General features: G+C 73.6%; 21 protein-coding genes. 16 read left to right on the top strand and 5 right to left on the bottom strand.

Annotated elements, in window-relative coordinates; genetic code table 11:
* The first annotated feature begins 4 nt into the window (after positions 1 to 4).
* The 3 genes from NX794_RS25355 to NX794_RS25345 all read left to right on the top strand — a co-directional run bounded on the left by NX794_RS25355 (position 5) and on the right by NX794_RS25345 (position 3,627).
* A complete protein-coding gene (locus NX794_RS25355) occupies positions 5 to 1,048 on the top strand; it encodes a sugar-binding transcriptional regulator (RefSeq protein ID WP_258781251.1) in 1,044 nt (347 codons plus the stop codon).
* A 156-nt stretch (positions 1,049 to 1,204) separates the two neighbouring features.
* Positions 1,205 to 1,531 carry a barstar family protein gene (locus NX794_RS25350; RefSeq protein ID WP_258781249.1) on the top strand — a complete coding sequence of 109 codons (327 nt, stop codon included), beginning with the start codon at positions 1,205 to 1,207 and terminating at the stop codon, positions 1,529 to 1,531.
* A 92-nt stretch (positions 1,532 to 1,623) separates the two neighbouring features.
* Positions 1,624 to 3,627, top strand: coding sequence for a hypothetical protein (locus NX794_RS25345; RefSeq protein WP_258781247.1), 2,004 nt, complete (start codon positions 1,624 to 1,626; stop codon positions 3,625 to 3,627).
* A gap of 30 nt (positions 3,628 to 3,657) precedes the next feature.
* On the opposite strand, the gene NX794_RS25340 is transcribed toward NX794_RS25345, so the two are convergent.
* Positions 3,658 to 5,307: a translation initiation factor 2 gene (locus NX794_RS25340; protein ID WP_258781245.1), complete on the bottom strand. Its 1,650-nt coding sequence runs from the start codon at positions 5,305 to 5,307 to the stop codon at positions 3,658 to 3,660.
* Positions 5,308 to 5,615: 308 nt separating this feature from the next.
* Here NX794_RS25340 and NX794_RS25335 point away from each other — a divergent pair, with 308 nt between their 5' ends.
* The 3 genes from NX794_RS25335 to NX794_RS25325 all read left to right on the top strand — a co-directional run bounded on the left by NX794_RS25335 (position 5,616) and on the right by NX794_RS25325 (position 9,358).
* On the top strand, positions 5,616 to 7,058 hold the full coding sequence (locus NX794_RS25335; RefSeq protein WP_258781244.1) for a GuaB1 family IMP dehydrogenase-related protein: 1,443 nt from the start codon (positions 5,616 to 5,618) through the stop codon (positions 7,056 to 7,058).
* A 329-nt stretch (positions 7,059 to 7,387) separates the two neighbouring features.
* Positions 7,388 to 8,878 carry an amino acid permease gene (locus NX794_RS25330; protein ID WP_258781243.1) on the top strand — a complete coding sequence of 497 codons (1,491 nt, stop codon included), beginning with the start codon at positions 7,388 to 7,390 and terminating at the stop codon, positions 8,876 to 8,878.
* A 27-nt stretch (positions 8,879 to 8,905) separates the two neighbouring features.
* Positions 8,906 to 9,358, top strand: a complete 453-nt coding sequence (locus NX794_RS25325; protein ID WP_258781242.1) for an Lrp/AsnC family transcriptional regulator — start codon at positions 8,906 to 8,908, stop codon at positions 9,356 to 9,358.
* 32 nt (positions 9,359 to 9,390) lie between these two features.
* Here the strand turns inward: NX794_RS25325 and NX794_RS25320 are convergent, their stop codons facing one another.
* The gene (locus NX794_RS25320) at positions 9,391 to 10,131 is read right to left on the bottom strand and encodes a GntR family transcriptional regulator (RefSeq protein WP_258781241.1); all 741 of its coding nucleotides are present in this window, start codon (positions 10,129 to 10,131) and stop codon (positions 9,391 to 9,393) included.
* A 210-nt stretch (positions 10,132 to 10,341) separates the two neighbouring features.
* Between NX794_RS25320 and NX794_RS25315 the strand changes: the two genes are divergently transcribed.
* From NX794_RS25315 to NX794_RS25270, 10 genes are all read left to right on the top strand, one after another.
* Entirely contained in the window at positions 10,342 to 11,502 is a 1,161-nt protein-coding gene (locus NX794_RS25315) for an ABC transporter substrate-binding protein (protein WP_258781240.1), read from the top strand.
* Complete coding sequence (locus tag NX794_RS25310; RefSeq protein ID WP_258781239.1) at positions 11,499 to 12,398, top strand: ABC transporter permease; 900 nt, start codon at positions 11,499 to 11,501, stop codon at positions 12,396 to 12,398. Before NX794_RS25315 ends, NX794_RS25310 begins: the two co-directional genes overlap by 4 nt.
* Positions 12,383 to 13,204, top strand: coding sequence for an ABC transporter permease (locus tag NX794_RS25305; RefSeq protein ID WP_258781238.1), 822 nt, complete (start codon positions 12,383 to 12,385; stop codon positions 13,202 to 13,204). The genes NX794_RS25310 and NX794_RS25305 overlap by 16 nt, the downstream gene beginning before the upstream one ends.
* Before the next feature lie 6 nt (positions 13,205 to 13,210).
* Positions 13,211 to 14,287 (top strand): ABC transporter ATP-binding protein, encoded by a 1,077-nt coding sequence (locus tag NX794_RS25300; RefSeq protein ID WP_258781237.1) that lies wholly within the window; start codon positions 13,211 to 13,213, stop codon positions 14,285 to 14,287.
* Positions 14,288 to 14,301: 14 nt separating this feature from the next.
* Entirely contained in the window at positions 14,302 to 15,771 is a 1,470-nt protein-coding gene (locus NX794_RS25295) for an HAD-IA family hydrolase (protein ID WP_258781236.1), read from the top strand.
* Positions 15,772 to 15,864: 93 nt separating this feature from the next.
* Positions 15,865 to 18,159: a sensor histidine kinase gene (locus NX794_RS25290; RefSeq protein ID WP_258781234.1), complete on the top strand. Its 2,295-nt coding sequence runs from the start codon at positions 15,865 to 15,867 to the stop codon at positions 18,157 to 18,159.
* Positions 18,149 to 18,586, top strand: a complete 438-nt coding sequence (locus NX794_RS25285; RefSeq protein WP_258781233.1) for a roadblock/LC7 domain-containing protein — start codon at positions 18,149 to 18,151, stop codon at positions 18,584 to 18,586. The genes NX794_RS25290 and NX794_RS25285 overlap by 11 nt, the downstream gene beginning before the upstream one ends.
* A 6-nt stretch (positions 18,587 to 18,592) precedes the next feature.
* Positions 18,593 to 18,973 carry a DUF742 domain-containing protein gene (locus NX794_RS25280; RefSeq protein ID WP_258781232.1) on the top strand — a complete coding sequence of 127 codons (381 nt, stop codon included), beginning with the start codon at positions 18,593 to 18,595 and terminating at the stop codon, positions 18,971 to 18,973.
* A 584-nt stretch (positions 18,974 to 19,557) separates the two neighbouring features.
* Positions 19,558 to 20,346 (top strand): carbon-nitrogen hydrolase family protein, encoded by a 789-nt coding sequence (locus NX794_RS25275; RefSeq protein WP_258781231.1) that lies wholly within the window; start codon positions 19,558 to 19,560, stop codon positions 20,344 to 20,346.
* A 55-nt stretch (positions 20,347 to 20,401) separates the two neighbouring features.
* On the top strand, positions 20,402 to 22,114 hold the full coding sequence (locus tag NX794_RS25270) for a flavin monoamine oxidase family protein (RefSeq protein ID WP_258781230.1): 1,713 nt from the start codon (positions 20,402 to 20,404) through the stop codon (positions 22,112 to 22,114).
* A 36-nt stretch (positions 22,115 to 22,150) separates the two neighbouring features.
* Here the strand turns inward: NX794_RS25270 and NX794_RS25265 are convergent, their stop codons facing one another.
* From NX794_RS25265 to NX794_RS25255, 3 genes are all read right to left on the bottom strand, one after another.
* Positions 22,151 to 23,080, bottom strand: coding sequence for an LLM class F420-dependent oxidoreductase (locus tag NX794_RS25265; protein WP_258781228.1), 930 nt, complete (start codon positions 23,078 to 23,080; stop codon positions 22,151 to 22,153).
* 112 nt (positions 23,081 to 23,192) lie between these two features.
* Entirely contained in the window at positions 23,193 to 23,879 is a 687-nt protein-coding gene (locus NX794_RS25260) for a DUF5995 family protein (protein ID WP_258781227.1), read from the bottom strand.
* 130 nt (positions 23,880 to 24,009) lie between these two features.
* On the bottom strand, positions 24,010 to 25,401 hold the full coding sequence (locus tag NX794_RS25255) for a uracil-xanthine permease family protein (RefSeq protein ID WP_258781225.1): 1,392 nt from the start codon (positions 25,399 to 25,401) through the stop codon (positions 24,010 to 24,012).
* Between the last annotated feature and the right edge of the window lie 56 nt (positions 25,402 to 25,457).

Genomic DNA, 25,457 nt, shown 5'->3' with positions numbered 1-25,457 from the left:
GAGTGTGAACAGCAGTGAGGAGATCGCCGTGTCGGGTATGTCGGCGGGCCGGTCAGCCATGCGGATGGGACCCGCTGAGCTGGTGCAGGCGGCGGCCATGGCCCGCCGCTTCTACCTTGAGGGCAAGTCCAAGATCCAGATCGCGGAGGAGTTCGGCGTCAGCCGCTTCAAGGTGGCCCGGGTCCTGGAGACGGCCCTCGAACGGGATCTCGTGCGCATCGAGATCCGCGTCCCGGCCGAGCTGGACGCCGAGCGCTCCGACGCGCTCCGCGCCCGGTACGGCCTGCGGCACGCCGTCGTGGTCGAGTCCCCGGCCGAGGCGGAGGAGACCCCCGACCCCGAGAACCTCGGTGAGGTGGCCGCCGACCTGCTCGGCGAACTCGTCAACGAGGGCGACGTGCTCGGCCTCGCCTGGGGCCGCTCCACCATCCACATGGCGGCGGCGCTCGACCGGCTGCCCCCGTGCACGGTGGTGCAGCTGACCGGTGTGTACGACGCCGGGACCTCGGAGCGCGGCTCGGTCGAGGCCGTACGCCGCGCCGCCCAGGTGTCGGGCGGCGACGCCCACCCGATCTACGCGCCGATGCTGCTGCCGGACGCGGCCACCGCGGCGGCGCTGCGCAACCAGACCGGGATCGCCCGCGCCTTCGAGTACTTCGACAAGGTCACGGTCGCCTGTGTCTCCATCGGCTCCTGGGAGCCCGGCATCTCGACGGTGCACGACATGCTCAGCGACGAGGAGCGTGCGCACTACGCCTCGCTCGGCGTCGCCGCCGAGATGGCCGCGCACCTCTTCGACGCCGAGGGGCGCCGGATCGGGCGGGACCTCGGGGAGCGCTGCATCACGGTCAAGGCCGACCAGCTGCGCCGTATCCCGGAGGTCGTGGCCATCGCCGGAGGCCAGCGCAAGGCCTCCGCGATCGACGCGGTGCTGCGCTCGGGCCTGGTGACGAGCCTGGTGACGGACACCTCCGCCGCCGACTACCTGATGACGGCCGGCCCGACTCCCAAGTCGACACTCAGCCGCGCCGACCCGGACGGCGTCTGACCGGGCCGGCCCCGGACGACCGGGACCGGACGACCGGCCCAGACACGAGGCGGCCCAGACAAGAGGCGGCACAGACAAGAGGCGGCTCAGACAAGAGGCGGCACAGACAAGAGGCGGCCCAGACAAGAGGCGGCACCGACCAGAGGCGGCACTGACATGAGCGAGGACCCGACCGGCCGTTTCCCCGTCGAGCTGGACCTCGGCGGGGTCGGGGACAAGGCCGGCCTGATGGACCGGGTCGCCCGGGCGCTGGACCTGCCGGACTGGTTCGGCCGGAACTGGGACGCGCTCCTCGACAGCCTCGCCGACCCGTCCGTCTGGCCCACGCCGACGGCCGAGCCCGGTCGTGGTCTGCACCTCGTGGTGACCGGCTGGCGGCCGTACGCGGACGCCCGTCCGGACGAGTGGCGGGTGGCCCGGGAGGTGTTCGCGGAGGCGGCCGGCCGCACCGCCGCGCTCACGGTGACCCTCGCGCCCGAGTGACATCACCCTGTCGTGACGGCATGTCAACTCCCGTCCATGGATAGGCTTCCGCAGGGACGGAGCCATTCGGGACGGGGGTCGAGACAGACGTGGTGTATCAGATTCCGCCGGCGCCGGCGCACTTCGTGGACCGCGAGTGGCAGCAGGCACAGGCCCGCCGGCTGGTCATGGCGGGGCCGCCGGGGGACGACGGCAGCCGGCCGCTGTGCCTGCTGCTGAGCGGCTACGGCGGCATCGGCAAGACCGAGCTGGCCTTCCGCCTGGCCCGCGCCCTGCACGCGCGCTACCCGGACGGCGTGCTGTACGTCGACCTGGACGACGTACGCCGGGAAGACGGCGCGGTGGAGGTCGCCGACGTCCTCGGCGAGCTGCTGCGCGGCCTCGGCGCGGAGTGGATCGCGCCCGCGTTCCCGGAGCGGGCCCGGCAGTACTGGTCCCTGACCCACGGCAAACGGCTCGCGGTCGTCGTGGACAACGCCCGGTACGGCACCGAGGCCGAGCCGCTGCTGCCCGCCGGGAGCGACAGCCTGGTCATCGTCACCAGCCACGGACCCCTGTACGACCTCCAGACCAGGGCGGGCGCCGAACTTCCGCTGGAGCCGCCGGCACCCGCCGACGCGCTGGACCTGCTGGAGCGGATCACCCGGGACGCCCGGCTGTCGGCCGAGCCCGAGGAGGCGCGCAGGCTGCTCGACGTGTGTGCCGGACTGCCCGCCGCCCTGCTCGTCGCGGGGCAGTGGCTGCGCCGGTACCGGGACCGGCCGCTGGCCCGGCTGCTCGGCCGGCTGAGCACCGAACTGGACGAGAAGGGACTCCCCCCGGTGGAACAGGTGTGGGACGCGGCCTACGACAGCCTGGGCGCCGACCCGGCCCGCCTGTACCGCCTGCTGGGCCGGTTCCCCGGCCCCTCCTTCACCCTCGCCGCCGTCGACGCCCTGCTCGGCCGGGGCCCGGACACCGCCGAGGACGCGCTCGACGAACTGCGCGCGTCCGGGCTGCTGCCCGTTCCGGGTCCGGACGGCCGTATGCGGCTGCCCGAGCTGCTGCGCGCCCACGCCCGCCGCCGGGCGGAGGCACACGGCGATCAGGCCGACCGCGAGGTGGCCCTGCGCCGGCTCGTCCGCTGGTATCTGCGCCAGGCCCAGGGCGCGGACCTGGCGGCGGCCGGGCGGCGGCTGAGGACGGCACCCGAGGCGGAGCCGGTGCCCGGCACCCGGGACGTCCTCTTCGAACGGCCCGGAGACCCGCCGGGTGCGGCCGTGGCGCGGGCATACCAGTGGCTGGAGTCCGAACGGCACGCGCTGTTCGGCTGCGTCCGCGTCGCGTACGCCGCCGGTGCGGCCGGCGAGTGGGGCCTGGAAGAGGCGTCGGCCCTGTGCGAGCCGCTGTGGACGCACTACCTGAACCATCCGCACTACGCCGACCACATCGACGTCTTCCGTACGGGCGTGGCCGCCGCCCAGCGCGCCGGCGACATGCGGGTGCTGGTCCGGATGCGCTGCCAGCTCGCCCGGCCGCTGTGGGAACAGGGCGAGTTCGAGGAGGCGGGGCAGCAGCTGACCCAGGCCTGGTCGACCGTCCAGGCCGCTTTCGGCACCTCCCCGGACGAACGCAAGCTCGCCGCGTCCACCCGGGAGTTCCTCGGCATGCTGAGCGCGGCACGCGGCGACTGGCCCGCCGCGGCCGAGGAGTTCGCGGCGTCCGGGGCGGTGCACGAGGAGATCGGCAACGCCTACGGCGCCACCTTGCAGCGGTACCGCCTGGGCGAGGCGCTGGCCCACCTCGGTGAACTGGAGCGCGCCGCCGACCTGCTGGAGCGGGTCCGCGCGGAGTTCGCCGACGGCGGCCGGACCCGGCTCACCGCGCGCGCCGAGTTCGCCCTCGCCGGGGTGCGCGACCGGCTCGGCCGCACCGACGAGGCGCGCGCCCTGTACCTGGCGGCGCTGGACGGGATGCGCGCGCTGCGCGGTGTCCGCGACGAGGCGCGCGTCCTGGACGCCCTCGCGGACCTCGCCGCCCGCACGGGCCGGGAGGCCGAGGCCGAGGGACACCGGACGGCGGCGCGGGAGCGGTGGGCGCGGCTGGGGCTCGCCTGAGGAACACCCCCCGGGGCGGCCTCCTCTGTCTCACACGGGTGTCGCGGCCTCCTCGGCGGTGGCCGGGGCGAGCCGGACCTCGACCGTCTGGGGGCCGATGGCGCAGGTGAGACCGGTGTGCTCGACGTCCGGGCGGGCGAAGAGCACGGCGTGTACCGCCGAGAGGACGGGCACCGGGTCGACCGGGACGGTCCGCCGGTGGGTCCCGTGCGGCCCGATCCGCACGGACAGCAAGGGGCCGGAGCGAGGCCGCAGCAGGCAGTGCGTGCCGGAGACGACGACCGCCGCGCTGCGCCGGCCACCGGGGTGGTCCGCCAGGATCCGCCGCGTCCAGTCCTCCGCCGGCTCGGTCGGCGCACCCGGGTGGCCGCCCGCGCGGCGGTACAGGAGTGCGGCGCTCTGGAGGTGACGCCGGTGCGCGGCGCCGACCTCGGCGGCGAGGTGATGGACGGGGGCGGGCGGTACCAGGTGGGCGGGGTGGCGTAGAACGCGGATCACGCCGTGCTCGTCGTGCTCGACGCGTACCGCGAAGGCGGCGGGCGTGTCCTGCGCCGGTGCCGGGTCGGGCAGCAGGCGGGGGAGGACGGGATGCGTGGGCGGTGGGAGGCCGAGCAGGTCGTACACCGTCTCCCGCAGCCGGTCCAGCGCGTGTCCCCGCTCGGCGAACACCGAGTCCGTGAAGGCACTGCTGCCGCCGGGGCGGTGGGCGCGCAGGATGGCCGCCATGACGTCCGCCGCGTCCGCGCGAGGCAGATCCGGGGCGAGGTGAGGGGCCCGCTTCAGGAGGTCGGCCATCGGGCTGCCGGGAAGCAGTTCGTCGCCGCCGTCGTAGGCGCCGAGCAGCGGGCGGTCGAGGGCCGCCGGGTACAGGGCCGCCGATCCATGGTCGGTGATCAAGAGGTCCGCCGCGATGGCGACCGACGCCCACTCCTCGTGGACGCCGGGCAGCAGCAGGCCCGCCTGGCGCGCGGGGTCCAGGTACTCGTCGAGGTCGAGGGCGCCGCGACGGACGCGCTCGTTGGGGTGCAGGACCAGGGCGAGCTGGTACTCGTCGTGGGGGAGGACGGCGGCCAGCTCGGCGGGGAGCCCGGGGCGGCGGCCGATCAGGGATTCCGGGCCCCAGGTGGAGAACAGGACGACGAGCGTACGGCTGCCGGTGCGCAGCGCGGCCCGGTAGCGGTCACGGCGGTCCTGCGACTCCAGGAACCGCTCCAGCAGGGGGTCGCCGACGACCGCCGCCCGGGCCGCCGCCTCGGGACTGGCCAGGGCCAGCCGTTCGATCTGGCTGGGGTGGGCGAACAGGTACCGGGTGGCGAGCGGTGTGCCGTCGGGCTGGAGGAGGTGGGCGGGGTCGAGTCCGGAGGCGGAATCCTCCGTTCCCTCGCCGGAAAGGGACTTGTTGAAGCCGGCGCCGTGCGGAAGCAGGGCGCGCGGGCCGTGCAGGCGGCGCAGGTCGCCCTTGGGGCTGGCGGCGAGGATCAGCGCGAAGGTCCGGGAGACGGCGTCCGCCCAGGGCAGGGTGCGGCCGCCCGCGCGGTCGATCGCGCCGAGGGCGTGGTGGGAGAAGTCGGAGCCGGGGACGAGGGTGAAGTAGCGGCGTACGCGGTCGTCACCCGCGAAGACCGGGAGTGTGTCGAGCAGCCGGTGCAGCGCGTTCTGCGAGCGCGCCGCGAACAGCACAGCACGCCCGTCGCCCGTCGCCCGTCGCCCGTCGCCCGTCGCCTCAAGTGTCTCTCCAGTGTACTTGGCATGCCCCTGCCGTATCCGGCGTTTCCGCAGATCGGCACGAGTGGCGCCGTAGTGATCGTACCGAGGCGGGAGGGCCCTTCGCCGAGGTGCTTGGCGGAACCTCCGAAGATCGCCGGGCGGGCCTGGAGGTTCTGTCGGGGTACGGCGGCGGCCCCGTCATGGGAGAATGAAGTACGTGCTCTTTTCCCCCTGGCACACCTGTCAGGGGGTCGCCTCTGATCGACTGGGATGTGCAGCACGTGCGTTTCCTCAATGACATCCAGCCCGCGTACGACCTGACGTACGACGACGTGTTCATGGTGCCGAGCCGCTCTGCGGTGGGCTCGCGTCAGGGCGTGGACCTCAGCTCGCCGGACGGCACGGGCACCACCATCCCGCTCGTCGTCGCCAACATGACCGCCATCGCCGGCCGCCGCATGGCCGAGACGATGGCCCGCCGCGGCGGCCTCGTGGTCATCCCGCAGGACATCCCGATCGACGTCGTCACCGAGGTCGTCTCCTGGGTCAAGGGCCGGCACCTGGTGCTCGACACCCCGATCGTGCTCGCCCCGCACCAGACCGTCGCCGATGCCTTGGCGCTGCTGCCCAAGCGCGCGCACAACGCCGGTGTCGTCGTGGACGAGGACCGGCGGCCCGTCGGCGTCGTCACCGACACGGACCTGACCGGCGTCGACCGCTTCACCCAGCTCGAAGTGGTCATGTCCCGGGACCTGCTGCTCCTCGACGCGGACATCGACCCGCGCGAGGCCTTCAACCGGCTGGACGCGGCCAACCGCCGCTACGCCCCGGCCGTCGACAAGGACGGCAGGCTCGCCGGAATCCTCACCCGCAAGGGCGCCCTGCGCGCGACCCTGTACACGCCGGCCGTCGACGCTCAGGGCAAGCTGCGCATCGCCGCGGCCGTCGGCATCAACGGCGACGTCGCGGGCAAGGCCAAGCAGCTCCTCGACGCGGGCGTGGACACCCTCGTCATCGACACCGCTCACGGCCACCAGGAGTCGATGATCAGCGCCGTCCAGGTGGTGCGCGCCCTCGACCCGCGGGTGCCGATCGTCGCCGGCAACATCGTCTCCGCCGAGGGCGTCAAGGACCTGATCGACGCCGGCGCGGACGTCATCAAGGTCGGCGTCGGCCCCGGCGCCATGTGCACCACCCGCATGATGACCGGCGTGGGCCGGCCGCAGTTCTCCGCGGTCCTGGAGTGTGCCGCCGAGGCGAGGAAGTACGGCAAGCACGTGTGGGCCGACGGCGGTGTCCGCCACCCGCGCGACGTGGCCATGGCCCTCGCGGCCGGCGCGTCCAACGTGATGGTCGGCTCCTGGTTCGCGGGCACCTACGAGTCCCCGGGCGACCTCCAGCAGGACGCCAACGGCCGCCTGTACAAGGAGTCGTTCGGCATGGCCTCCGCGCGCGCGGTGCGCAACCGCACCTCCGAGGAGTCGGCGTACGACCGGGCCCGCAAGGCGCTGTTCGAGGAGGGCATCTCCACCTCCCGGATGTTCCTCGACCCGGCCCGCCCGGGCGTCGAGGACCTGATCGACTCGATCATCGCGGGCGTCCGCTCCTCCTGCACCTACGCCGGTGCCGGCTCCCTGGAGGAGTTCGCCGAGAAGGCCATCGTCGGCATCCAGAGCGCGGCCGGCTACGCCGAGGGCAAGCCGCTGCACGCCAGCTGGAGCTGAGCCCCGGCCCCTACGGCCCCCGTCCCTCCCGCGCCGGGAGGAACGGGGGCCGTAGGCGTCCGGGCCCCTCTCGCGTGTCCTGTTGCGCGGGCCGGGCGTCCCGCGCAACGCTCGACAGGGCACGCGCAACGAATGGGCGTTCCCCCGGGAGGAACGCAATGATCATCCGGGGACACGCAAGATTGCCGCATTACGTCCGTGAAGGCCCGGCTCGTAGGGTGCTCACCTGTACGTGGCGTGGCGGGGACCCCGCTCGGTGGGTCCCTGGTCTCGTGGGGCTGCCGTCGGTCCTCGTCCGCCGTGACCGGCAGCGATAAGGAGGCCACCGCGTGCTCGACCATGGCGCGTCCCCGCAGAACCCACCGACGCCGGCCCCCGCGTCCCCGGGCGTCGCCGCGCGCCTGATGCGCCGCAAGCCCGTGGAGCGCCTGATCGCCGAGGGCGGCCAGGGCGAGGGCGGCACGCTCCGGCGCTCGCTCGGGCTGTGGCAGCTCACCATGATCAGCATCGGCGCCACCCTCGGCACCGGTATCTTCGTCGTCCTCGGCCAGGCCGTCCCGAAGGCGGGTCCGGCCGTCACGCTGTCCTTCGTGATCGCCGGTGTCACCGCGCTGTTCTCCGCCCTGTCCTACGCCGAGCTGGCCGGCACCATCCCGGTCTCCGGCTCCTCGTACTCGTACGCCTACGCGACCATGGGCGAGCTGATCGCCTGGGTCTGCGGCTGGTGTCTGCTGCTGGAGTACGGCGTCTCGGTCGCCGCCGTGGCCGTCGGCTGGGGCGAGTACCTGAACGAACTGCTGGACGGCACCCTCGGCGTGACCCTGCCGGCCGCCCTGGCCAACCCGCCCGGCGTCGACGGCGGCGTCTTCAACCTGCCCGCGCTGATCGTCATCCTGCTCGCCATGGTGTTCCTGCTCGGCGGCGCCAAGGAGTCCGCCCGCGCCAACACGGTCATGGTGTGCGTGAAGATCGCCGCGCTGGTGCTGTTCTGCGCCATCGGCTTCATGGGGTTCAAGTCCGGCAACTACGCGCACTTCATGCCGCTGGGCATGGACGGCGTCAGCGCCGCGGCCGCCACGCTGTTCTTCTCCTACATCGGCTTCGACGCCGCCTCCACCGCCGGCGAGGAGGCCAAGGACGCCCAGCGCGACCTGCCCCGCGCCATCATGCTCTCGCTGGTCATCGTGACGGCCCTGTACGTGCTGGTCGCCGCCGTCGCGGTCGGCGCCCGGCCGTGGCGGACGTTCGCCGACTCCGAGGCCGCCCTCGCCCAGATCATGACGGACGTCACCGGGCAGAGCTTCTGGGGCACCCTGCTCGCCTTCTGCGCCGTGATCGCCATCGCCAGCGTGGTGCTGACGGTGCTCTACGGCCAGACCCGCATCCTCTTCGCCATGTCCCGCGACGGCCTCGTCCCGAAGGTCTTCGCCCGGGTCCACCCGAAGACCGGCGCCCCGCGCGCCAACACGGTGATCGTCGCCCTGTTCTGCGGGGTGCTCGCCGCCGCCATCCCGCTGGGGCAGCTCGCCGACGCCACCAGCATCGGCACGCTGTTCGCCTTCGCGCTGGTCAACGTGGCCGTGGTGGTGCTGCGCCGGACCCGCCCGGCCATGCGGCGCAGCTTCCGGGTGCCGCTCGGGTGGCTGCTGCCCGTGCTGGGCTTCGTCTGCTGCGCCTGGATGATGTTCAGCCTGTCCGCCGTGACCTGGGCCGTGTTCGGGGTCTGGATGGCCGTCGGGCTCGTGTTCTACTTCCTGTACGGCTATCGCCGTTCCCGTCTCGCGACCGACGACCCGCTCGCGGCGACGGCAGAGAAGTGAACCGGACGAAGAAGTGAACGACCCCCTGTGTTGAACGATCTCGACGAACGTATCGTGCACGCCCTCGCCGAGGACGCCCGCCGGTCCTACGCGGACATCGGAGACCTGGTCGGCCTGTCCGCGCCCGCGGTGAAGCGGCGGGTGGACCGGCTGCGCGCCACCGGTGCGATCACCGGGTTCACCGTGCGGGTGGACCCGGCGGCGCTCGGCTGGGAGACCGAGGGGTTCATCGAGATCCACTGCCGGCGCAACACCTCGCCGGAGACCATCCAGCGCGGTCTGGAGCGGTACCAGGAGGTGGTGGCCGCGTCCACCGTCACCGGGGACGCGGACGCGATCGCGCAGGTCTTCGCGTCCGACATGCGGCACTTCGAGCGGGTGCTGGAGCGGATCGCGGGGGAGCCGTTCGTGGAGCGGACCAAGTCCGTGCTGGTGCTGTCGCCGTTGCTGCGGAGGTTCTCTTCGGGGGCGCCGGGGTAGGGGGGCGGGGGCAATGGCCCCCTGGGCCCTTCCTAATCCGCCGTCTTCCGCGCCAGCGCGTTGTTGTCCATGGAGTTGCGCACGCTGAAGCTCACCGCGTCCGAGCGGTACCGGTCGTCCGACCACTCCACCGGCCGGCCCTCGCGGGTGGTCGTCACGCGCCGGACGCGCAGCAGCGGACTGGTGCGGCGGACGCCCAGCAGCTCGGCGTCCCGGGCGCCGGCCGCGACCGCGTCGATGACGTGCTCCCCGTAGGCGAAGACCAGACCGGTGTCGTCGTAGAGGCGCTGGGTCACCGAGGGGCAGTCGGGCTCCAGGGGCGCGACCGCCGGCGAGATCCAGTCCGCGTACACCGTGCGCTCCAGCAGCACCGGTTCGCCGTCCAGACCGCGTACCCGGAGCACGTGCAACACCCGGGTGCCGAGGGTTAGTTGAAGGCGTACCGCGTCCTCGTGCGTGGCCGGGTGGTACTCCTGGGCGACGACGTGGCCGGTGGCCTCGCGGCCCATCGCGCGGGCCCACTGGGCGAAGCTGCGCAGTTCCTCGAAGCTCTGGCTGCGGCGGCTGGCGAGCACGACGCGGCGGGCGCCCTGCCGGGAGCCGATCAGCCCCTCGGCGGTGAGGGCCGCGACGGCCTGGCGGACCGTGCCGCGCGAGACGCCGTAGTGCGCGGCCAGCTCCGACTCCGAGGGCAGCCGGCTGCCGACCGTGTACTGCTCGCGGTCGATCGCGCGCCGCAGCTCGTCGGCGATCGCCTCGTGTCGCGCCGTCATGCTTCCCCTCTGCGTAGGCCGCTGTGCACAGCGTGACCAGCCTAGACGAGATCTGCCGGTGATCTGTATCGGCCGGAAGTGTGCAGGGAAACAGGGGTCGGAGTTTCGCCAGTGTTTACGGACAGGACACCGGCGCCGGGCGTACTGAGGCCAACTTGTTCAGACAAGTTATCCGCACTACTCCACCCTCGTGCGTCCCCTGGAGAGACCGTGACCGTGTCCCTGCCGAGAAAGACCGTCCTCGGCGGCTCCCTCGCCGCCGTAGCCGCGTTCGCGCTGAGCGCCTGCGGCGCCGCCCCCGACAACGCGTCGACCACCACCAAGGACGGCAAGAGCGCCGCCACCGCCACCTCCGCGACCGCCTTCGGCGGCATGGACGCCCTGGTCAAGGCGGCCAAGAAGGAGGGCAAGCTGCACATCATCGCGGTGCCCCGCGACTGGGCGAACTACGGCGCGATCATCGACGGCTTCCAGAAGAAGTACGGCATCACGATCGAGGACGAGAGCCCCGACGGCTCCAGCCAGGACGAGATCAACGCCGTCACCTCCCGCAAGGGCCAGGACCGCGCCCCCGACGTCCTCGACCTCGGCAGCTCCTTCGCGCTCAGCGCCGCCCAGCAGGATCTGCTCGCCCCCTACAAGGTGGCCTCCTACGGCGACATCCCCGCCGCCCAGAAGGACCCGCGAGCCCGCTGGTACAACGACTACGGCGGCTACATCTCCATCGGCTGCGACGCCAAGCGCGTCAAGTCCTGCCCCACCACCTTCAAGGACCTGCTCAAGCCCGAGTACAAGGGCCAGGTCGCGCTCAACGGCAACCCCACCAAGTCCGGCTCGGCCTTCGGCGGCGTCTACGCGGCGGCCCTCGCGAGCGGCGGCTCCTTCGACGACATCCAGCCCGGCCTGGACTTCTTCGCCAAGCTGAAGAAGAACGGCAACTACACGCCCGTCGAGTCCACCCCGGCCACCGTCGAGAAGGGCGAGACCCCCATCTCGATCGACTGGGACTACCTGAACGCCGGGTACGCCGACGAGTTCACGTCCAAGGGCGTCGACTGGAAGGTCGCCATCCCGGCCGACGGCCAGTACGCCCAGTACTACTCCCAGGCGATCAACAAGGACGCCCCGCACCCGGCCGCCGCCCGGCTGTGGCAGGAGTACCTCTACAGCGCCGAGGGCCAGAACCTGTGGCTCAAGGGGTACGCCCGCCCGGCCCTGATGGCCGCCCTGGACAAGGCCGGCACGCTCGACAAGCCGGCCGCCGCCAAGCTGCCGAAGGTCACCGGCACCCCCGCCTTCCCGACCGAGGACCAGCAGAGCAAGGCCAAGTCGGCCCTCGCGCAGGGCTGGGGGAAGGCCGTCTCCGGATGACCGCCGCCCTCCCGCGCGCGGACGTGGCGCCCGTCGCTTCGGCGAAGCGGCGGCGCCGCGCCCCCGGCTGGCTCGCCGTGCTGCCGCTGCTGGTCTTCACGGCGATCGCCTTCGGGCTGCCGGCCTTCGCCATCCTCGACGGCGCCTTCACCGTCAAGGACCCGGCGACCGGCGCCGCCTCCTACACCACCGCGAACCTCACCGGCTCGCTCCAGGGGCCGTACCTCACCGCCCTGCTCGGCAGCGTCAAGCTGTCCGCCGTCTCCGCCGCGCTCGGCGCCCTGTTCGGGCTGCCGCTCGCGCAGGCCGTGGTCGGCTCCCGCTCCCGCGCGCTGCGCGAGGCCGTGCTGACCGCCTCCGGCGTGCTCGCCAACTTCGGCGGCGTCCCGCTCGCCTTCGCCTTCGTCGCCACCCTCGGCAACGCGGGCGTCCTCACCGCGCACCTCGGCCTGAAGGACAGCGGCTGGGACCTCTACAGCTTCTGGGGCCTGGTCCTCGTCTACCTGTTCTTCCTGATCCCGCTCATGGTCCTCACCATCACCCCGGCCCTGGACGGCCTGCGCTCCCAGTGGCGGGAGGCCGCCCTGAACAACGGCGCCACCGGCACGCAGTACTGGCGGCACGTCGCGCTGCCCGTCCTCGCGCCCTCCCTGCTCGGCGGCCTGGTGCTGCTGTTCGGCAGCGCCTTCGCCGCCTACGCCACCGCCGCCGCGATGGTCGGCAGCGCGGTCCCGCTGGTCACCCTCCAGATCGCCGACGCGCTGTCCGGCAACGTGCTGGTCGGCCAGGAGAACGTGGCCCTCGCCCTGAGCCTGGACATGGTGCTGGTGGCCGGTCTGGTCATGGCCGTGTACCTGCCCCTGCAACGACGGAGCGCCCGATGGCTCGACGCCTGACCCCCTGGCGCTGGGCCGTCCTCGGCCTGGCCGCCCTGTACTTCCTGATCCCGCTCGGCGCCTCCGTGGTCTTCACGGTGGACGTGCCCGGCCAGGGCGTCACCTTCGACGCCTACACCCGGATCCTGTCCACCGACGGCTTCGTCTCCAGCCTGCTGCTCTCGCTGGAGCTGGCCGTCGCCACCATCGCCGCGGTGCTGCTGCTGATGGTGCCCGCCACGGTCGCGCTGCGGCTGGGCGCGGCCCGGCTGCGTCCGGTGGTGGAGGTGGTGTGCTCGCTGCCGCTGGTGGTGCCGCCCATCGCGTTCGTCGCCGGGATCGTCACCGTCCTCAAGTGGGGGCCCGAACACCTCTCCCGCACCCCGCTGTTCCAGACCTTCGTGGCCATCCAGAACGAGGACTTCCCCGTCGTGCTCGTCCTCGCCTACGTCGTGATGGCGCTGCCCTTCGTGTACCGGGCGCTCGACGCCGGCCTGCGCGCGATCGACGTGCGCACCCTGGTGGAGGCCGCCCGCAGCTGCGGCGCCTCCTGGCCGCAGGCGCTGGTGCGGGCCGTCCTGCCCAACCTGCGCGGGGCCCTGCTGAACGCCGCGTTCCTCACCCTGGCCCTGGTGCTCGGCGAGTTCACCGTCGCCCGGCTGCTCGGCTACCGGCCCTTCGCCGTGTGGATCTACAACGTCGGCGGCTCGCAGGCCCAGATGTCCGTCGCCGTGTCCGTGCTCAGCCTGCTCGTCACCTGGGCCCTGCTCCTCGCCCTCGCCGGTGCCGGCGGCGGACGCGACCGAACCGCTTCTTCCCGGGGATGACCCACCATGACCGCCACCACTGTTGAGAAGATCACCGCCGAACAGGCCGCGACCGTCGAGTTCCGCGGCCTGCGCCGGGAGTTCGGGACCACCGTCGCCCTGGACGGGCTCGACCTGGCCGTCCGGCCGGGGGAGTTCCTGGCCCTGCTCGGCCCCTCCGGCTGCGGCAAGACCACCGCCCTGCGGATGCTCGCCGGGTTCGAACACCCCGACTCCGGCGCCGTGCTGGTCGACGGCCGGGACGTCACCCACGTCCCGGCCCACCGCCGCGACGCCGGGATGGTCTTCCAGTCGTACAGCCTCTTCCCGCATCTCAGCGCCCTCGACAACGTCGCCTTCGGGCTGCGGATGCGCAAGGTCCGCACCGCCGAACGCCGGTCCCGGGCCGCCGAGTTGCTGGACCTGGTCGGCCTCGGCGACAAGGGCGAGCGCTACCCGCACCAGCTCTCCGGCGGCCAGCAGCAGCGCATCGCGCTGGCCCGCGCCCTGGCCCTGCGCCCGCGCGTGCTGCTCCTGGACGAACCGCTGTCCGCGCTGGACGCCAAGGTGCGCCTCACCCTGCGCGAGGAGATCCGCCGGCTCCAGCGGGAACTCGGCATCACCACCCTCTTCGTCACCCACGACCAGGAGGAGGCCCTGTCGGTCGCCGACCGGGTCGCCGTCATGCGCGCCGGCCAGCTCGAACAGTGCGCCGCCCCGGCCGAGTTGTACGGCCGTCCCGCCACCGCCTTCGTCGCCGAGTTCGTCGGCACCATGAGCCGCATCCCGGGCTCGCTGGCGGACGGCACCGCCGAGGTGCTCGGGCAGCGGCTGCCGGCCGAGGGCGAGGTGCCCGACGGCCCGGTGGACGTGCTGGTGCGGCCCGAGGCGCTGCGCGTGCACGCCGACGAGCGGGGCGGCGCCGAGGTGGTCGCCACCGCCTTCCTCGGCGCGGTCGTCCGGGTCACCGTACGGCTCGCCGACGGCACCGAGGCCAAGGCCGACCTGCCCGCGCACGAGGCCGCCGGACTGGGCGCCGGCACCCGTGTCGGCGTGTCGCTGCCCGAGCGGCCGGTACTCGTGGCCGAACGTATCCAGAAGTGAGGAACAACCCCGCCGTGACCCCCCACACTCCCGGCCACCACCCGCTCCAGGCCGTGTTGTTCGACATGGACGGCACGCTCGTGGACACCGAGCGGCTCTGGTGGGAGGCGGTCGAGCAGGCTGCCGGCCGCCCACTGACCGAGGCCGACCAGCCGGAGGTGCTGGGCCGTCCGGTCGAGCACACCGCCCGCTGGCTCGCCGCCGCCACCGGCCGCCCCGCCGCCCTCCTCGCCGCCGAGCTGCACCGCGCGTTCGCCGAGCGGGTCCGCACCGGCATCGTGCCCCGCCCCGGCGCCCTGGAGCTGCTGGACGAGCTGGCCGCCGCCGGCATCCCCACCGCCCTGGTCACCGCGTCCCCGCGCGCGGTCGCGGACCTCGTCCTCGACGCGCTCGGCGCCGACCGGTTCGCGGCCTCCGTCACCGCCGACGACACCCCCGAGACCAAGCCGGCCCCCGACCCCTACCTGGCCGCCTGCCGCGCCCTCGGCGTCGCACCGGCCGCCTGCGTCGCCGTCGAGGACACCGGGACCGGCGTGGCCTCGGCGGAGGCGGCCGGGTGCGCCGTCCTCGCGGTGCCCTCGCTCGCCCCGATCGACGCGGCGCCCGGCCGGACCGTCCGGTCCACGCTGGCCGGGGTCACGGTCGCCGAGCTGAACCGGCTGGTCGTACCCGGACTCCGCGTCATGAGCTGGAACCTCTGGCTCGGCGGCAGCCGGGTGGACGACCACCGGGCCAAGCAGGTCAAGGCGATCCTGGACAGCGGCGCCGACGTCGTCGGACTCCAGGAGGCCGCCGGCACCGCCGCCCGGGAGCTGGCCGAAGCCCTTGGCTGGCACCACCACCGGGCGGGCGACAACCTCGGCATCCTCAGCCGCCATCCCGTCACCGCCCGCCTCGGCGACCCGGACGTCGGCTTCTACGGCGCCGCAGGGGTCCGGATCGCGGTGGCACCCGGCCGCGAGGTGGACGTCTGGACCGCCCACCTGCACTACACGCCCTACGGCCCCTACGAGGTGGCCTTCGACGGGCTGCCGGCCGCCGAGCTGATCGCCCACGAGGAACTGCGGCTCGCCCAGCTGCGGGAGGCGCTGGAGCGGATCGAGGCGTCCGCGCGCCCCGGCGTCCCGGTCGTCCTGACCGGCGACTTCAACTGCCCCTCGCACCTGGACCGGACCGACGTGGCCTGGCCGGTGACCCTGGCCGCCGAGGAGGCCGGGTTCGCCGACTCCTTCCGCGAGGCCCACCCCGACCCCGCCGCCGTGCCCGGGCCCACCTGGTCGCCGGTCCACCCGGTGCACGAGGACGGCAGCGGCCGGCCCGAACCGCAGGACCGCATCGACTACGTGCTGCACCGGGGACTGACCGTTCTGGACTCCCGGACCCTGGTCACCGGCACCCCGCGCCCCTGGCCGGACGTGGCGGGCAACGACTGGCCCTCCGACCACGCCGCGGTGGTCACCAGCTTTGCGCTGCCTGCCCGGTGACCTCGGGTTACCGCAGGTGACCGTTGCGAACAGGGTGAGCGTCCCGTAGTTTGTGCCGGGCTCTCTACTGACTGGTAACTCCGGCAGGTACCCATGCGCTGGCCCCTCGGCCGACCCACCACCGTCCGCACGCGGATCGTGGCGCTCGCGCTCACCCCGGCGCTCGCCCTGATGGCCCTGTGGAGCTTCACCATGGTGTCCGTCACCGCCGAACTCCGGTCCCTCGCCCGGGTCCAGGGAGTCTACGAGGACTTCGGCACCCCCGTGGACACGGCGGTCGGGCAGATCCAGGTCGAACGCCGGCTGTCCGCCGCCTACCTCGGCACCCGCCCCGGCGCCGGCACCACCGCCGGACAGCGGCTCCTCGGCCAGCAGCGCCGCACCGACCGGGCGCTGGACGCCCTGCGCCAGGCCGTCCAGGACGGCGACCGGGACCGCCTGAGCACACGGCAACGGCGGACCCTGGACGCCATGGTCGCGGCCACCGGCAGGCTGGAGGCGCTGCGCGAGCGGGTGCTGTCCCGGCGGATCGGCTGGGACCGGGCGGTGACGGAGTACGGCGCGCTCGTCGAGCCCGGCTTCGACGTGCAGTCCGCGCTCACCGCCCTCCAGGCCGGACAGCTCGCCCGCGAGGCACAGGTCGTCACCGAACTGGTCCGGGTACGGGAGTTCGTCTCCCGGGAGGACGCCCTGGTCGCCGGGGCACGCGCGGCCGGGACGCTCACCGACCGGCAGTACGACGCCCTCGCCGCCGCCGTCGAGGACCGCCGCGTCTTCGAGCGGACCTATGTGCCCGGCCTGCCCGCCGACTCGCGCGCCCTGTTCACCCGCTTCCAGCGCGGTGAACGGCACCGGTCGCTGGAGCGGGCCGAGGACGCGCTGCTGCGGGCCGGTGCCGCCGGGGCCGGCCGGGCCGTCGCCGCCGGCACCTGGCGCGCCACCACCGACCGGGCCGTCGTGGAGTACCGGCGGCTGTGCACCGAGGCCGCCGAGAACGCGGCCGCGCGGGGGCGGGAGTTCGCCGGCCGGGAGCTGACCCGGGCCGCCGTCGTCGGCGCGGCCGGACTGGCCGCCGTCGCGCTGTCGCTGTGGTGCGCGGTACGCGGCGCCCGCCGCCTCTCCCGGCGCCTGGAGGCACTGCGGGATGCCGCCGACGTCCTCACCGCCCGCCAACTCCCGGACGTGATACGCAGGTTGAGCGCAGGCGAGGAGGTCGACGCGAGTGCCGAGGCGCCCCCGCTCGCCGCGTCCGACCTGCCCGACGACGAGATCGGTCAGGTCGGCCGGTCCTTCAACACCGCGCGGCTCGCGGCCGTCGAGGCCGCCGTCCGTCAGGCCACCCTGCGCCGGGGGCTGTCCGCGGTGCTGCTGAACATCGCCCGGCGCAACCAGGCCTTGGTGCACCGGCAGCTGAAGCTGGTGGACACGCTGGAACGGCGTACCGAGGACCCCGGCATCCTGCGCGAGCTGTTCCGCATCGACCACCTCACCACCCGGATGCGCCGGCACGCGGAGAGCCTGATCATCCTCTCCGGGGCCGCCCCCGGCCGTCGTTGGCGCGGGCCCGTGCCGGTGGCCGACGTGGTCGCCTCGGCGGTCGGCGAGATCGAGGACTACGCCCGGGTGGCCGTACCGCCGATGCCGGAGACCGGCATCGCGGCGGACGCGGTCGCCGACGTCGTCCACTTGGTCGCCGAACTGCTGGAGAACGCCACGGCGTTCTCGCCGCCGCACACCCGCGTCACGCTGCGCACCGGACGCGCCGGGAGCGGCTTCGTCCTGGAGATCGACGACCGGGGCCTCGGGCTGGACGCCGGCCGGCGCGCGGCGGCCCTGCGCACCCTCGCCGACCCCGACACCTTCGACCCCACCCGCCACGACCGCCTCGGCCTCTACGTCGTCGGCCGCCTCGCCGCCCGCCACGGCATCGAGGTGACGTTGCGCGACTCGCCGTACGGCGGGACGACGGCGGTGGTACTGCTGCCGGAGACGGTCCTCGCGGAGGTGGAGCCGGTGCGGGCCGGGCCGAAGCGGGACGACGAGGCGGCACTCGCCCCGGTACGACGGCTGCCGTCCCGCGAGCGGACCCGGCCGGCCCCCGCCCGGCGGGACACCGCGCCCGGACCCGCCCACCCGGAACCGGCCGCCCCCGCCCTGCCCACCCGCACCCGGCAGGCGTCCCCCGCACCCCGGCTGCGCGAGGAACCGCCCCGCCCGGAGGCTCCCGCACCCGAGGCCGACGCCGAGGAGATGCGCGCGATCTTCGGCGCGTTCCAGCGAGGCCTGGACCGTGGCCGCAAGGGCCTGCCCGTGCCCGGCACGGACGCCCCCACCGACCTGGCCACCCCCCACCCCACCGAAGGGACGGACACCGACGATGACCGGTGACGCACACGACAGCGAGCGGAGCGGCGAACTCGCCGGGGTGCCCGGGACCGACCTCGGCTGGCTGCTGGACGACCTCGTGGCCCGCACGGAGCACGTCCGGCAGGCCGTACTGCTCACCGCCGACGGGCTCGCGCTCAGCCACTCGCAGGGCATGGCCCGGAGCGACATCGAGCACCTGGCCGCCGTCTGCTCCGGCTTCCACGGCCTGGCGAGGTCGGCGGGGGAGCGGTTCGGCGCCGGACGGGTCCGCCAGACCATGGTCATGCTGGACGAGGCCTACCTGTTCGTCACCCCGGCCGGACACGGCAGCCGGCTCGCCGTGCTCAGCGGGGCCGGCACCGACGTGGGCCAGCTGGCCCACGAGATGGCCCTGCTCGTCCGCCGCCTCGGCCGCCACCTGGACGCCGCGGCCCGCGCGACTCCCTGACCCGCGGTGAGCGACGAGCACTGGTACGAGGACGAGACCGGGTCCCTGGTGCGCCCCTACACCGTGACCCGGGGCCGCACCCGGCCCGAGAGCGGGCACCCCGTCGACCTGATGTCCCACGTCACCGCGCTGGACACGGACGAGCCGGACCCCGCCCTCGACCACGGCGCCGCCGCGCTGCTGGAGCTGATCCGCCGCGGCCCCCGCCCCGTGGTCGAACTCGCCGCCGACACCGACCTCCCTCTGACGGTCGTCCGCGTCCTCCTCGGCGACCTGACGGAGGCCGGCCTGATCCACGTCGCCGCCCCCCGGCCCGGCGCCCCGCACGGCCCGACCGCCGACCCCACCCTGCTCAGAGAGATCGCGGCACGGTTGCGGGAGCTGTAGGGCGGTCACTCCTTCCCGGCGCCGCCCGGCGGTAGCGCGTCGGCTGCGGCGACACCGGCCGGCACGCGCACTCGCCGGCGTGAGTAGCGCGAAGGCCGGGCGTCCGTCGACCCGCCAGGCTGGGCGGGGCCAGGGCCGTGCGGCCCTCCGCCGGCCGACGGGCCCGGCCTCGTCCGCGTCCTGCCGGCGTGCGGGGCGTCGACGGGGTCGTGGACAGGACCGGTGCGCTTAAGCGGTCGCTCCGGTGGCTCCGGTCCATCGTCGTGGACGGCCGGTCGCCCGCGCCGGCGCCGCCACCGGTGACCCGGCGCCGGTGGGCTCACGGCTGCCGGACGGCGTACGCGCCCGCGCCGCCTGTGCCTCGTGCGGCCCGGAACCAGCCGTGCCCGGCAGCCCGCACCCCTCGTGACCAGCCGCTCCGGCCCCACCCCCGCCACTCCGCGCAACGAATCACCGTTCCGCCCCCGCCCCACGCAACGAACCGCGCACCGGCGCGCAACGGCTCCTTCTTGTCCGGTCGAGCGCGCCGACCGTACTGTCTTTCTGGCCCCCCGAACCCCCTCCGCCCCCGGTGAGGATCACGCATGCGCACCGCCCTGCTCCAGAGCTCCGGCCGGCCCGGCTCCGTCGGCGAGAACCTGAAGGTCCTCGACGCGGCCGCGGCCCGTGCCGCCGCCGCGGGCGCCGCGCTGCTGGCCGCCCCGGAGATGTTCCTGACCGGGTACGCGATCGGCGACGACATCGCGCGCCTCGCCGAGCCCGCCGACGGCGACTCGGCCGACGCGATCGCCGAGACCGCCGGCCGGCACGGCATCGCGATCGCCTACGGCTACCCGGAGCGCGACGGCGAGACCGTCCACAACTCCGCCCAGCTGATCTCCGCCGACGGCACCCGGCTCGCGAACTACCGCAAGACCCACCTCTTCGGCGGCTTCGAGCGCGACCACTTCACGCCGGGCGGGCAGCCGGTCGTCCAGGCCGAGCTGAACGGGCTCACGGTGGGCCTGATGATCTGCTACGACGTCGAGTTCCCGGAGAACGTCCGCGCCCACGCCCTGGCCGGCACCGACCTGCTCGTGGTCCCGACCGCGCAGATGCACCCCTTCCAGTTCGTCGCCGAGTCGATGATCCCGGTGCGCGCCTTCGAGAACCAGATGTACGTCGCCTACGTCAACCGGGTCGGGCAGGAAGGGGAGTTCGAGTTCGTCGGGCTGTCCGTGCTGGCCGGCCCCGACGGAGTCGCCCTGACCCGGGCCGGCCGCGCCGAGCAACTGGTCATCGCCGACGCCGACCCCGCCTTCCTGGCCGCGTCCCGGGAGGACAACCCGTACCTGAAGGACCGCCGCCCCGGTCTGTACGGGTCCCTGGCCTGATCCGGCCCACCCCCCCAGCCTCACCCGAGTCACCCGCGCAAGGAGTCCGTACCCCATGACGTCCACGGTGCCCAACGCCGTCGAGCACACCGACGAGCAGCAGCCGCCGATCACCATGTTCGGCCCGGACTTCCCCTACGCCTACGACGACTTCCTCGCCCACCCGGCGGGACTCGGCCAGGTGCCGGCCACCGAGCACGGCACCGAGGTCGCGGTCATCGGCGGCGGCCTGTCCGGTGTCGTCGCCGCCTACGAGCTGATGAAGATGGGCCTCAAGCCCGTCGTCTACGAGGCCGACCAGCTCGGCGGCCGGCTGCGCACCGTCGGCTTCGACGGCTGTGACGAGTCGCTCAACTGCGAGCTGGGCGCGATGCGCTTCCCGCCGTCCTCCACCGCCCTCCAGCACTACATCGACCTGGTCGGCCTGGAGACGCGGCCCTTCCCGAACCCGCTGGCCGAGGCCACCCCCTCGACCGTGGTCGACCTCAAGGGCGAGTCGCACTACGCCGAGACCATCGCCGACCTGCCCCAGGTCTACCGGGACGTCGCCGACGCCTGGGGCAGGTGCCTCGAAGAGGGCGCCGACTTCTCCGACATGAACCGCGCCCTGCGCGAGCGGGACGTCCCGCGCATCCGCGAGATCTGGGGCCGGCTGGTCGAGAAGCTCGACAACCAGACCTTCTACGGCTTCCTCTGCGACTCCGAGGCCTTCAAGTCCTTCCGGCACCGCGAGATCTTCGGCCAGGTCGGCTTCGGCACCGGCGGCTGGGACACCGACTTCCCCAACTCCATCCTGGAGATCCTGCGCGTCGTCTACACCGAGGCCGACGACCACCACCGCGGCATCGTCGGCGGCTCCCAGCAGCTGCCGCTGCGGCTGTGGGAGCGCGAGCCGGAGAAGATCGTCCACTGGCCGTACGGCACCTCGCTGGCCTCCCTGCACGCGAACGGCGAGCCCCGCCCGGCCGTGACCCGGCTGCACCGCACCGCGGGCGACCAGATCACGGTGACGGACGCCAACGGTGACATCCGCACCTACCAGGCGGCGATCTTCACCGCCCAGTCCTGGATGCTGCTGTCCAAGATCGCCTGCGACGACGCGCTGTTCCCGATCGACCACTGGACCGCGATCGAGCGCACCCACTACATGGAGTCCAGCAAGCTCTTCGTGCCCGTCGACCGGCCCTTCTGGCTGGACAAGGCCGTCGACGACAAGGGGGAGCCGACCGGCCGGGACGTCATGTCGATGACGCTCACCGACCGCATGACCCGCGGCACCTACCTGCTGGACGACGGCCCCGACAAGCCGGCCGTGATCTGCCTGTCGTACACCTGGTGCGACGACAGCCTGAAGTGGCTGCCGCTGTCCGCGAACGAGCGGATGGAGGTCATGCTGAAGTCGCTCGGCGAGATCTACCCGAAGGTCGACATCAGGAAGCACGTCATCGGCAACCCGGTCACCGTCTCCTGGGAGAACGAGCCCTACTTCATGGGCGCGTTCAAGGCCAACCTGCCCGGTCACTACCGCTACCAGCGGCGCCTGTTCACGCACTTCATGCAGGACCGGCTGCCCGCCGACAAGCGGGGCGTCTTCCTCGCCGGCGACGACATCTCCTGGACGGCCGGCTGGGCCGAGGGCGCCGTGCAGACCGCGCTGAACGCGGTCTGGGGCGTCATGCGGCACTTCGGCGGCGAGACGGACGCGGCCAACCCCGGCCCGGGTGACGTCTACGACGAGATCGCCCCGGTGGAGCTCCCCGAGGACTGACCGCGCCTGCCACGGCCAAGGCGCGGGCGACCGGTCTCAGACTCCGGCCGCCCGCGCCTTCTCGAACACCTCGGCGGCGACGTCCTTCAGCTCCTCGGCGTCCCGCGCGGTCGGCTGGAGTTCGACGAGGATCTCGTCCAGGCCGATCTCGGCGTGCTCCGCCAGGTCGGCCACGATCTGGTCGACACTGCCCTGGAACGGCTGACGGTCCGGTCCCTCGTACGGCTTGTCCAGGCGCACGGTGTTGACGCGCAGCACCGTCCGCAGCGGCTCGGTGCGGCCCCGCTCCTCGGCCAGCTCCCGCAGCTCCCGCCACTGCGCGGCGATCTGCTCGGCGCTCGCGCCCACCGGCAGCCAGCCGTCGGCGTGGTCCACCAGCCGCCGCCAGGCCCGCCGGCTGCCCGCCGCCAGCAGGAGGGGGATCGGCCGCGCGGGCTTGGGCCCGACCACGGCCGAGGCGATCTTCGTGAGCGGACCGTCGTGGACGACCGGATCCGGACCCCACACCGCGCGGCACACCGCGATGACCTCGTCCAGCACCGCGCCGCGCTCCTCGAACGGCCGCACCCCCGAGGCCGCGTACTCGTCCAGCGACCAGCCGGTGCCGAGCCCCGCGAGCACCCGGCCGCCGCTCGCCGCGTCCAGCGTCGCCAGCGACTTGGCCAGCTGGAACGGCAGGTGCAGCGGCGCCACCAGGACGCTGGAACCCAGCTCCACCCGCTCGGTGGCCGCCGCGGCCAGGGTGAGGGTGACCAGCGGGTCGGCCACCGACCGGTACTGGTCGGGCCAGGGCAGCCCGTCGACGTCGTAGAGCCCCTGGGTCGCGGGCTCCGGGAACAGGGCCCGCTCGAACACCCATACGCTGTCGTAGCCGATGCGCTCGGCGGCGCGCGCCACGTCCGGCACGTCCCTGCCGATCGAGAACTGCCGCATCTGGGGAAGACCGAGACCGAGCCTGCTGGCCATACCGTTGCTCCTCTGCTGCGCGAACGGGCACCTGCGGGTACCTGCCCCTCAACGTGCCACGCCCGGCGGGGTGTTCCGGGGACGCGGCGCCCGGGGGCGGTTTCCGGCCGGATCAGTCGGGCAGCGGGGTCAGCAGCATCCGGCCCGCGAAGCCGACGGCCGCGTCCAGCCGCGCCGTGAACTCCTCGGCCACGTCCGCGCAGTGCCGCAGCGCCCACAGGGCACGCGCCGCCGTCCAGGTCGCGTCCCGGGCCCGCTCCAGGCTCCAGGAACCGAGGAGATGGGTGAGCGGGTCGGCGATCTGGAGCAGATCCGGTCCCGGCATCAGGTCCTCGCGGACCCGTTCCTCCAGCGCCACGAGGAGTTCGCCGACGCGGTCGAACTCGTCCTCCAGGTCGGCCGGTTCGCAGGCGAGCGCCCGGCAGCTGTCGACCACGGCGAGCGCCAGGTCGTGCCCGATGTGCGCGTTGATGCCGGCCAGGGCGAACTGGAGCGGCCGTACCCCGGGATGCCGGCGGAGCTGGAACAGCGGCCGCCAGCACGCCGGGGGACGGCGGTCGTCGTCGGCCGCGTCGACCGCCGCGAGATACCGCTCGGCGAACCGCGCGTCCAGCGTGGCCGCCGCCCGCCGGTCGGGGAACTCCCCGGCGTCCAGCCGGCGGCCGACCTCCTCGGTGACGGCGAGGTAGACGCGGTTGAACACGGCGATCCCGTCCCGCTCGGGCAGGTCCGCGTCGAGCGCGCGCATCCGGGAGAGCACCGCGTCGACGGGGTGTGTGAGGTGTTCCGACCGCGTCATGGGGGAAGGGTCCCAGCCCGGGACCGGCCGGCGGGCCGACCGCCCCGGTGCTTCGCCGGAACGGAGGAACCACGGGACCCGCGTTCCAGCCCCGGGCCCAGCCCCGAGTCCGGCCCCGGACCCCCGGCCGCTACGGCTCGGTGCGCGGGTTCTCGGCGTCGTACGTCGACGTGCCCTCGTCCAGCAGCGGCCCCTGCTGCTTCAGGTGGGCCGGGGCGAAGGCGCGCAGCGCGTGGTAGCCGGTGATGACGACCAGGGTGCCGAGCGCGATGCCGCTGAGCGAGAAGGTGTCGGTGAACTTCATGGAGACGTTGCCGACGCCGATGATGATGCCCGCGGCGGCCGGCACCAGGTTCAGCGGGTTGCGCAGGTCCACCTTGGCGTTCAGCCAGATCTGCGCGCCGAGCAGGCCGATCATGCCGTAGAGGATCACGGTGATGCCGCCGAGGACGCCGCCCGGAATGGCGGCCACGACCGCGCCGAACTTGGGGCAGACACCGAAGAGCAGCGCGAAGCCGGCGGCGGCCCAGTAGGCGGCGGTGGAGTAGACGCGGGTCGCGGCCATCACGCCGATGTTCTCGGAGTAGGTGGTGTTCGGCGGGCCGCCCACCGCGGTCGACAGCACCGAGGCGACGCCGTCCGCCGAGATCGCCGTACCGAGCTGGTCGTCCAGCGGGTCGCCGGTCATCTCACCGACCGCCTTGACGTGGCCCGCGTTCTCGGCGACCAGCGCGATCACCACGGGCAACGCGACCAGGATCGCCGACCACTGGAAGGACGGCCCGTGGAAGGACGGCAGGCCGATCCAGTCGGCGTGGGACACACCGGAGAGGTCGAGCCGCCAGTGGTCGGTGACCTCGCCGCTCGGGCTCGTCGAGTGGATCTTCCCGAAGATCCGGTCGAAGGCCCAGGAGACCACGTACCCGAACACCAGGCCGAGGAAGATCGCGATACGCGACCAGAAGCCGCGCAGGCAGACCACGGACAGACCGGTGAACAGCATCACCAGCAGCGCGGTCCACTGGTCCTGCGGCCAGTACGTCGAGGCGGTCACCGGCGCCAGGTTGAAGCCGATCAGCATGACGACGGCGCCGGTGACGATCGGCGGCATCGCGGCGTGGATGATCCGCGCCCCGAAGCGCTGCACCGCGAGACCCACCAGGAACAGCACGGCGCCCACGACGAGGACGGCGCCCGTCACGGTCGCGCTGGTGCCGCCCTGGGCGCGGATGACGGCGGCCACGCCGACGAACGACAGCGAGCAACCGAGGTAGCTGGGCACCCGGCCGCGGGTGGCGAGCAGGAAGATCGCGGTCGCCACCCCCGACATCATGATGGCGAGGTTCGGGTCCAGGCCCATCAGCACGGGGGCCACGAAGGACGCGCCGAACATCGCGACGACGTGCTGGGCGCCCAGCCCCACCGTGCGCGGCCAGGACAGTCGTTCGTCGGGGCGTACCACCGCTCCGGGCGCGGGCGTGCGCCCGTCACCGTGCAGTTTCCAGCGCACGCCGAGGTCCATGGTGGGGTTTCGCTTTCTTTCGTACCGGGGGCGGTCCGGACCATTGTCACGGGTAA

It is taken from the genome of Streptomyces pyxinicus (assembly GCF_024753135.1).
Taxonomy (GTDB): Bacteria; Actinomycetota; Actinomycetes; order Streptomycetales; family Streptomycetaceae; genus Streptomyces; species Streptomyces pyxinicus.
This window is presented reverse-complemented; position numbering and strand designations above follow the sequence as displayed.

Excerpts from the sequence above, each read along its gene's own strand:
- NX794_RS25350 (WP_258781249.1), top strand. The coding sequence starts at position 1,205 with ATGAGCGAGGACCCGACCGGCCGTTTCCCCGTCGAGCTGGACCTCGGC.
- NX794_RS25320 (WP_258781241.1), bottom strand. The coding sequence starts at position 10,131 with ATGACGGCGCGACACGAGGCGATCGCCGACGAGCTGCGGCGCGCGATC.
- NX794_RS25310 (WP_258781239.1), top strand. The coding sequence starts at position 11,499 with ATGACCGCCGCCCTCCCGCGCGCGGACGTGGCGCCCGTCGCTTCGGCG.
- NX794_RS25305 (WP_258781238.1), top strand. The coding sequence starts at position 12,383 with ATGGCTCGACGCCTGACCCCCTGGCGCTGGGCCGTCCTCGGCCTGGCC.
- NX794_RS25300 (WP_258781237.1), top strand. The coding sequence starts at position 13,211 with ATGACCGCCACCACTGTTGAGAAGATCACCGCCGAACAGGCCGCGACC.
- NX794_RS25290 (WP_258781234.1), top strand. The coding sequence starts at position 15,865 with ATGCGCTGGCCCCTCGGCCGACCCACCACCGTCCGCACGCGGATCGTG.
- NX794_RS25285 (WP_258781233.1), top strand. The coding sequence starts at position 18,149 with ATGACCGGTGACGCACACGACAGCGAGCGGAGCGGCGAACTCGCCGGG.
- NX794_RS25275 (WP_258781231.1), top strand. The coding sequence starts at position 19,558 with ATGCGCACCGCCCTGCTCCAGAGCTCCGGCCGGCCCGGCTCCGTCGGC.
- NX794_RS25270 (WP_258781230.1), top strand. The coding sequence starts at position 20,402 with ATGACGTCCACGGTGCCCAACGCCGTCGAGCACACCGACGAGCAGCAG.
- NX794_RS25265 (WP_258781228.1), bottom strand. The coding sequence starts at position 23,080 with ATGGCCAGCAGGCTCGGTCTCGGTCTTCCCCAGATGCGGCAGTTCTCG.
- NX794_RS25260 (WP_258781227.1), bottom strand. The coding sequence starts at position 23,879 with ATGACGCGGTCGGAACACCTCACACACCCCGTCGACGCGGTGCTCTCC.
- NX794_RS25255 (WP_258781225.1), bottom strand. The coding sequence starts at position 25,401 with ATGGACCTCGGCGTGCGCTGGAAACTGCACGGTGACGGGCGCACGCCC.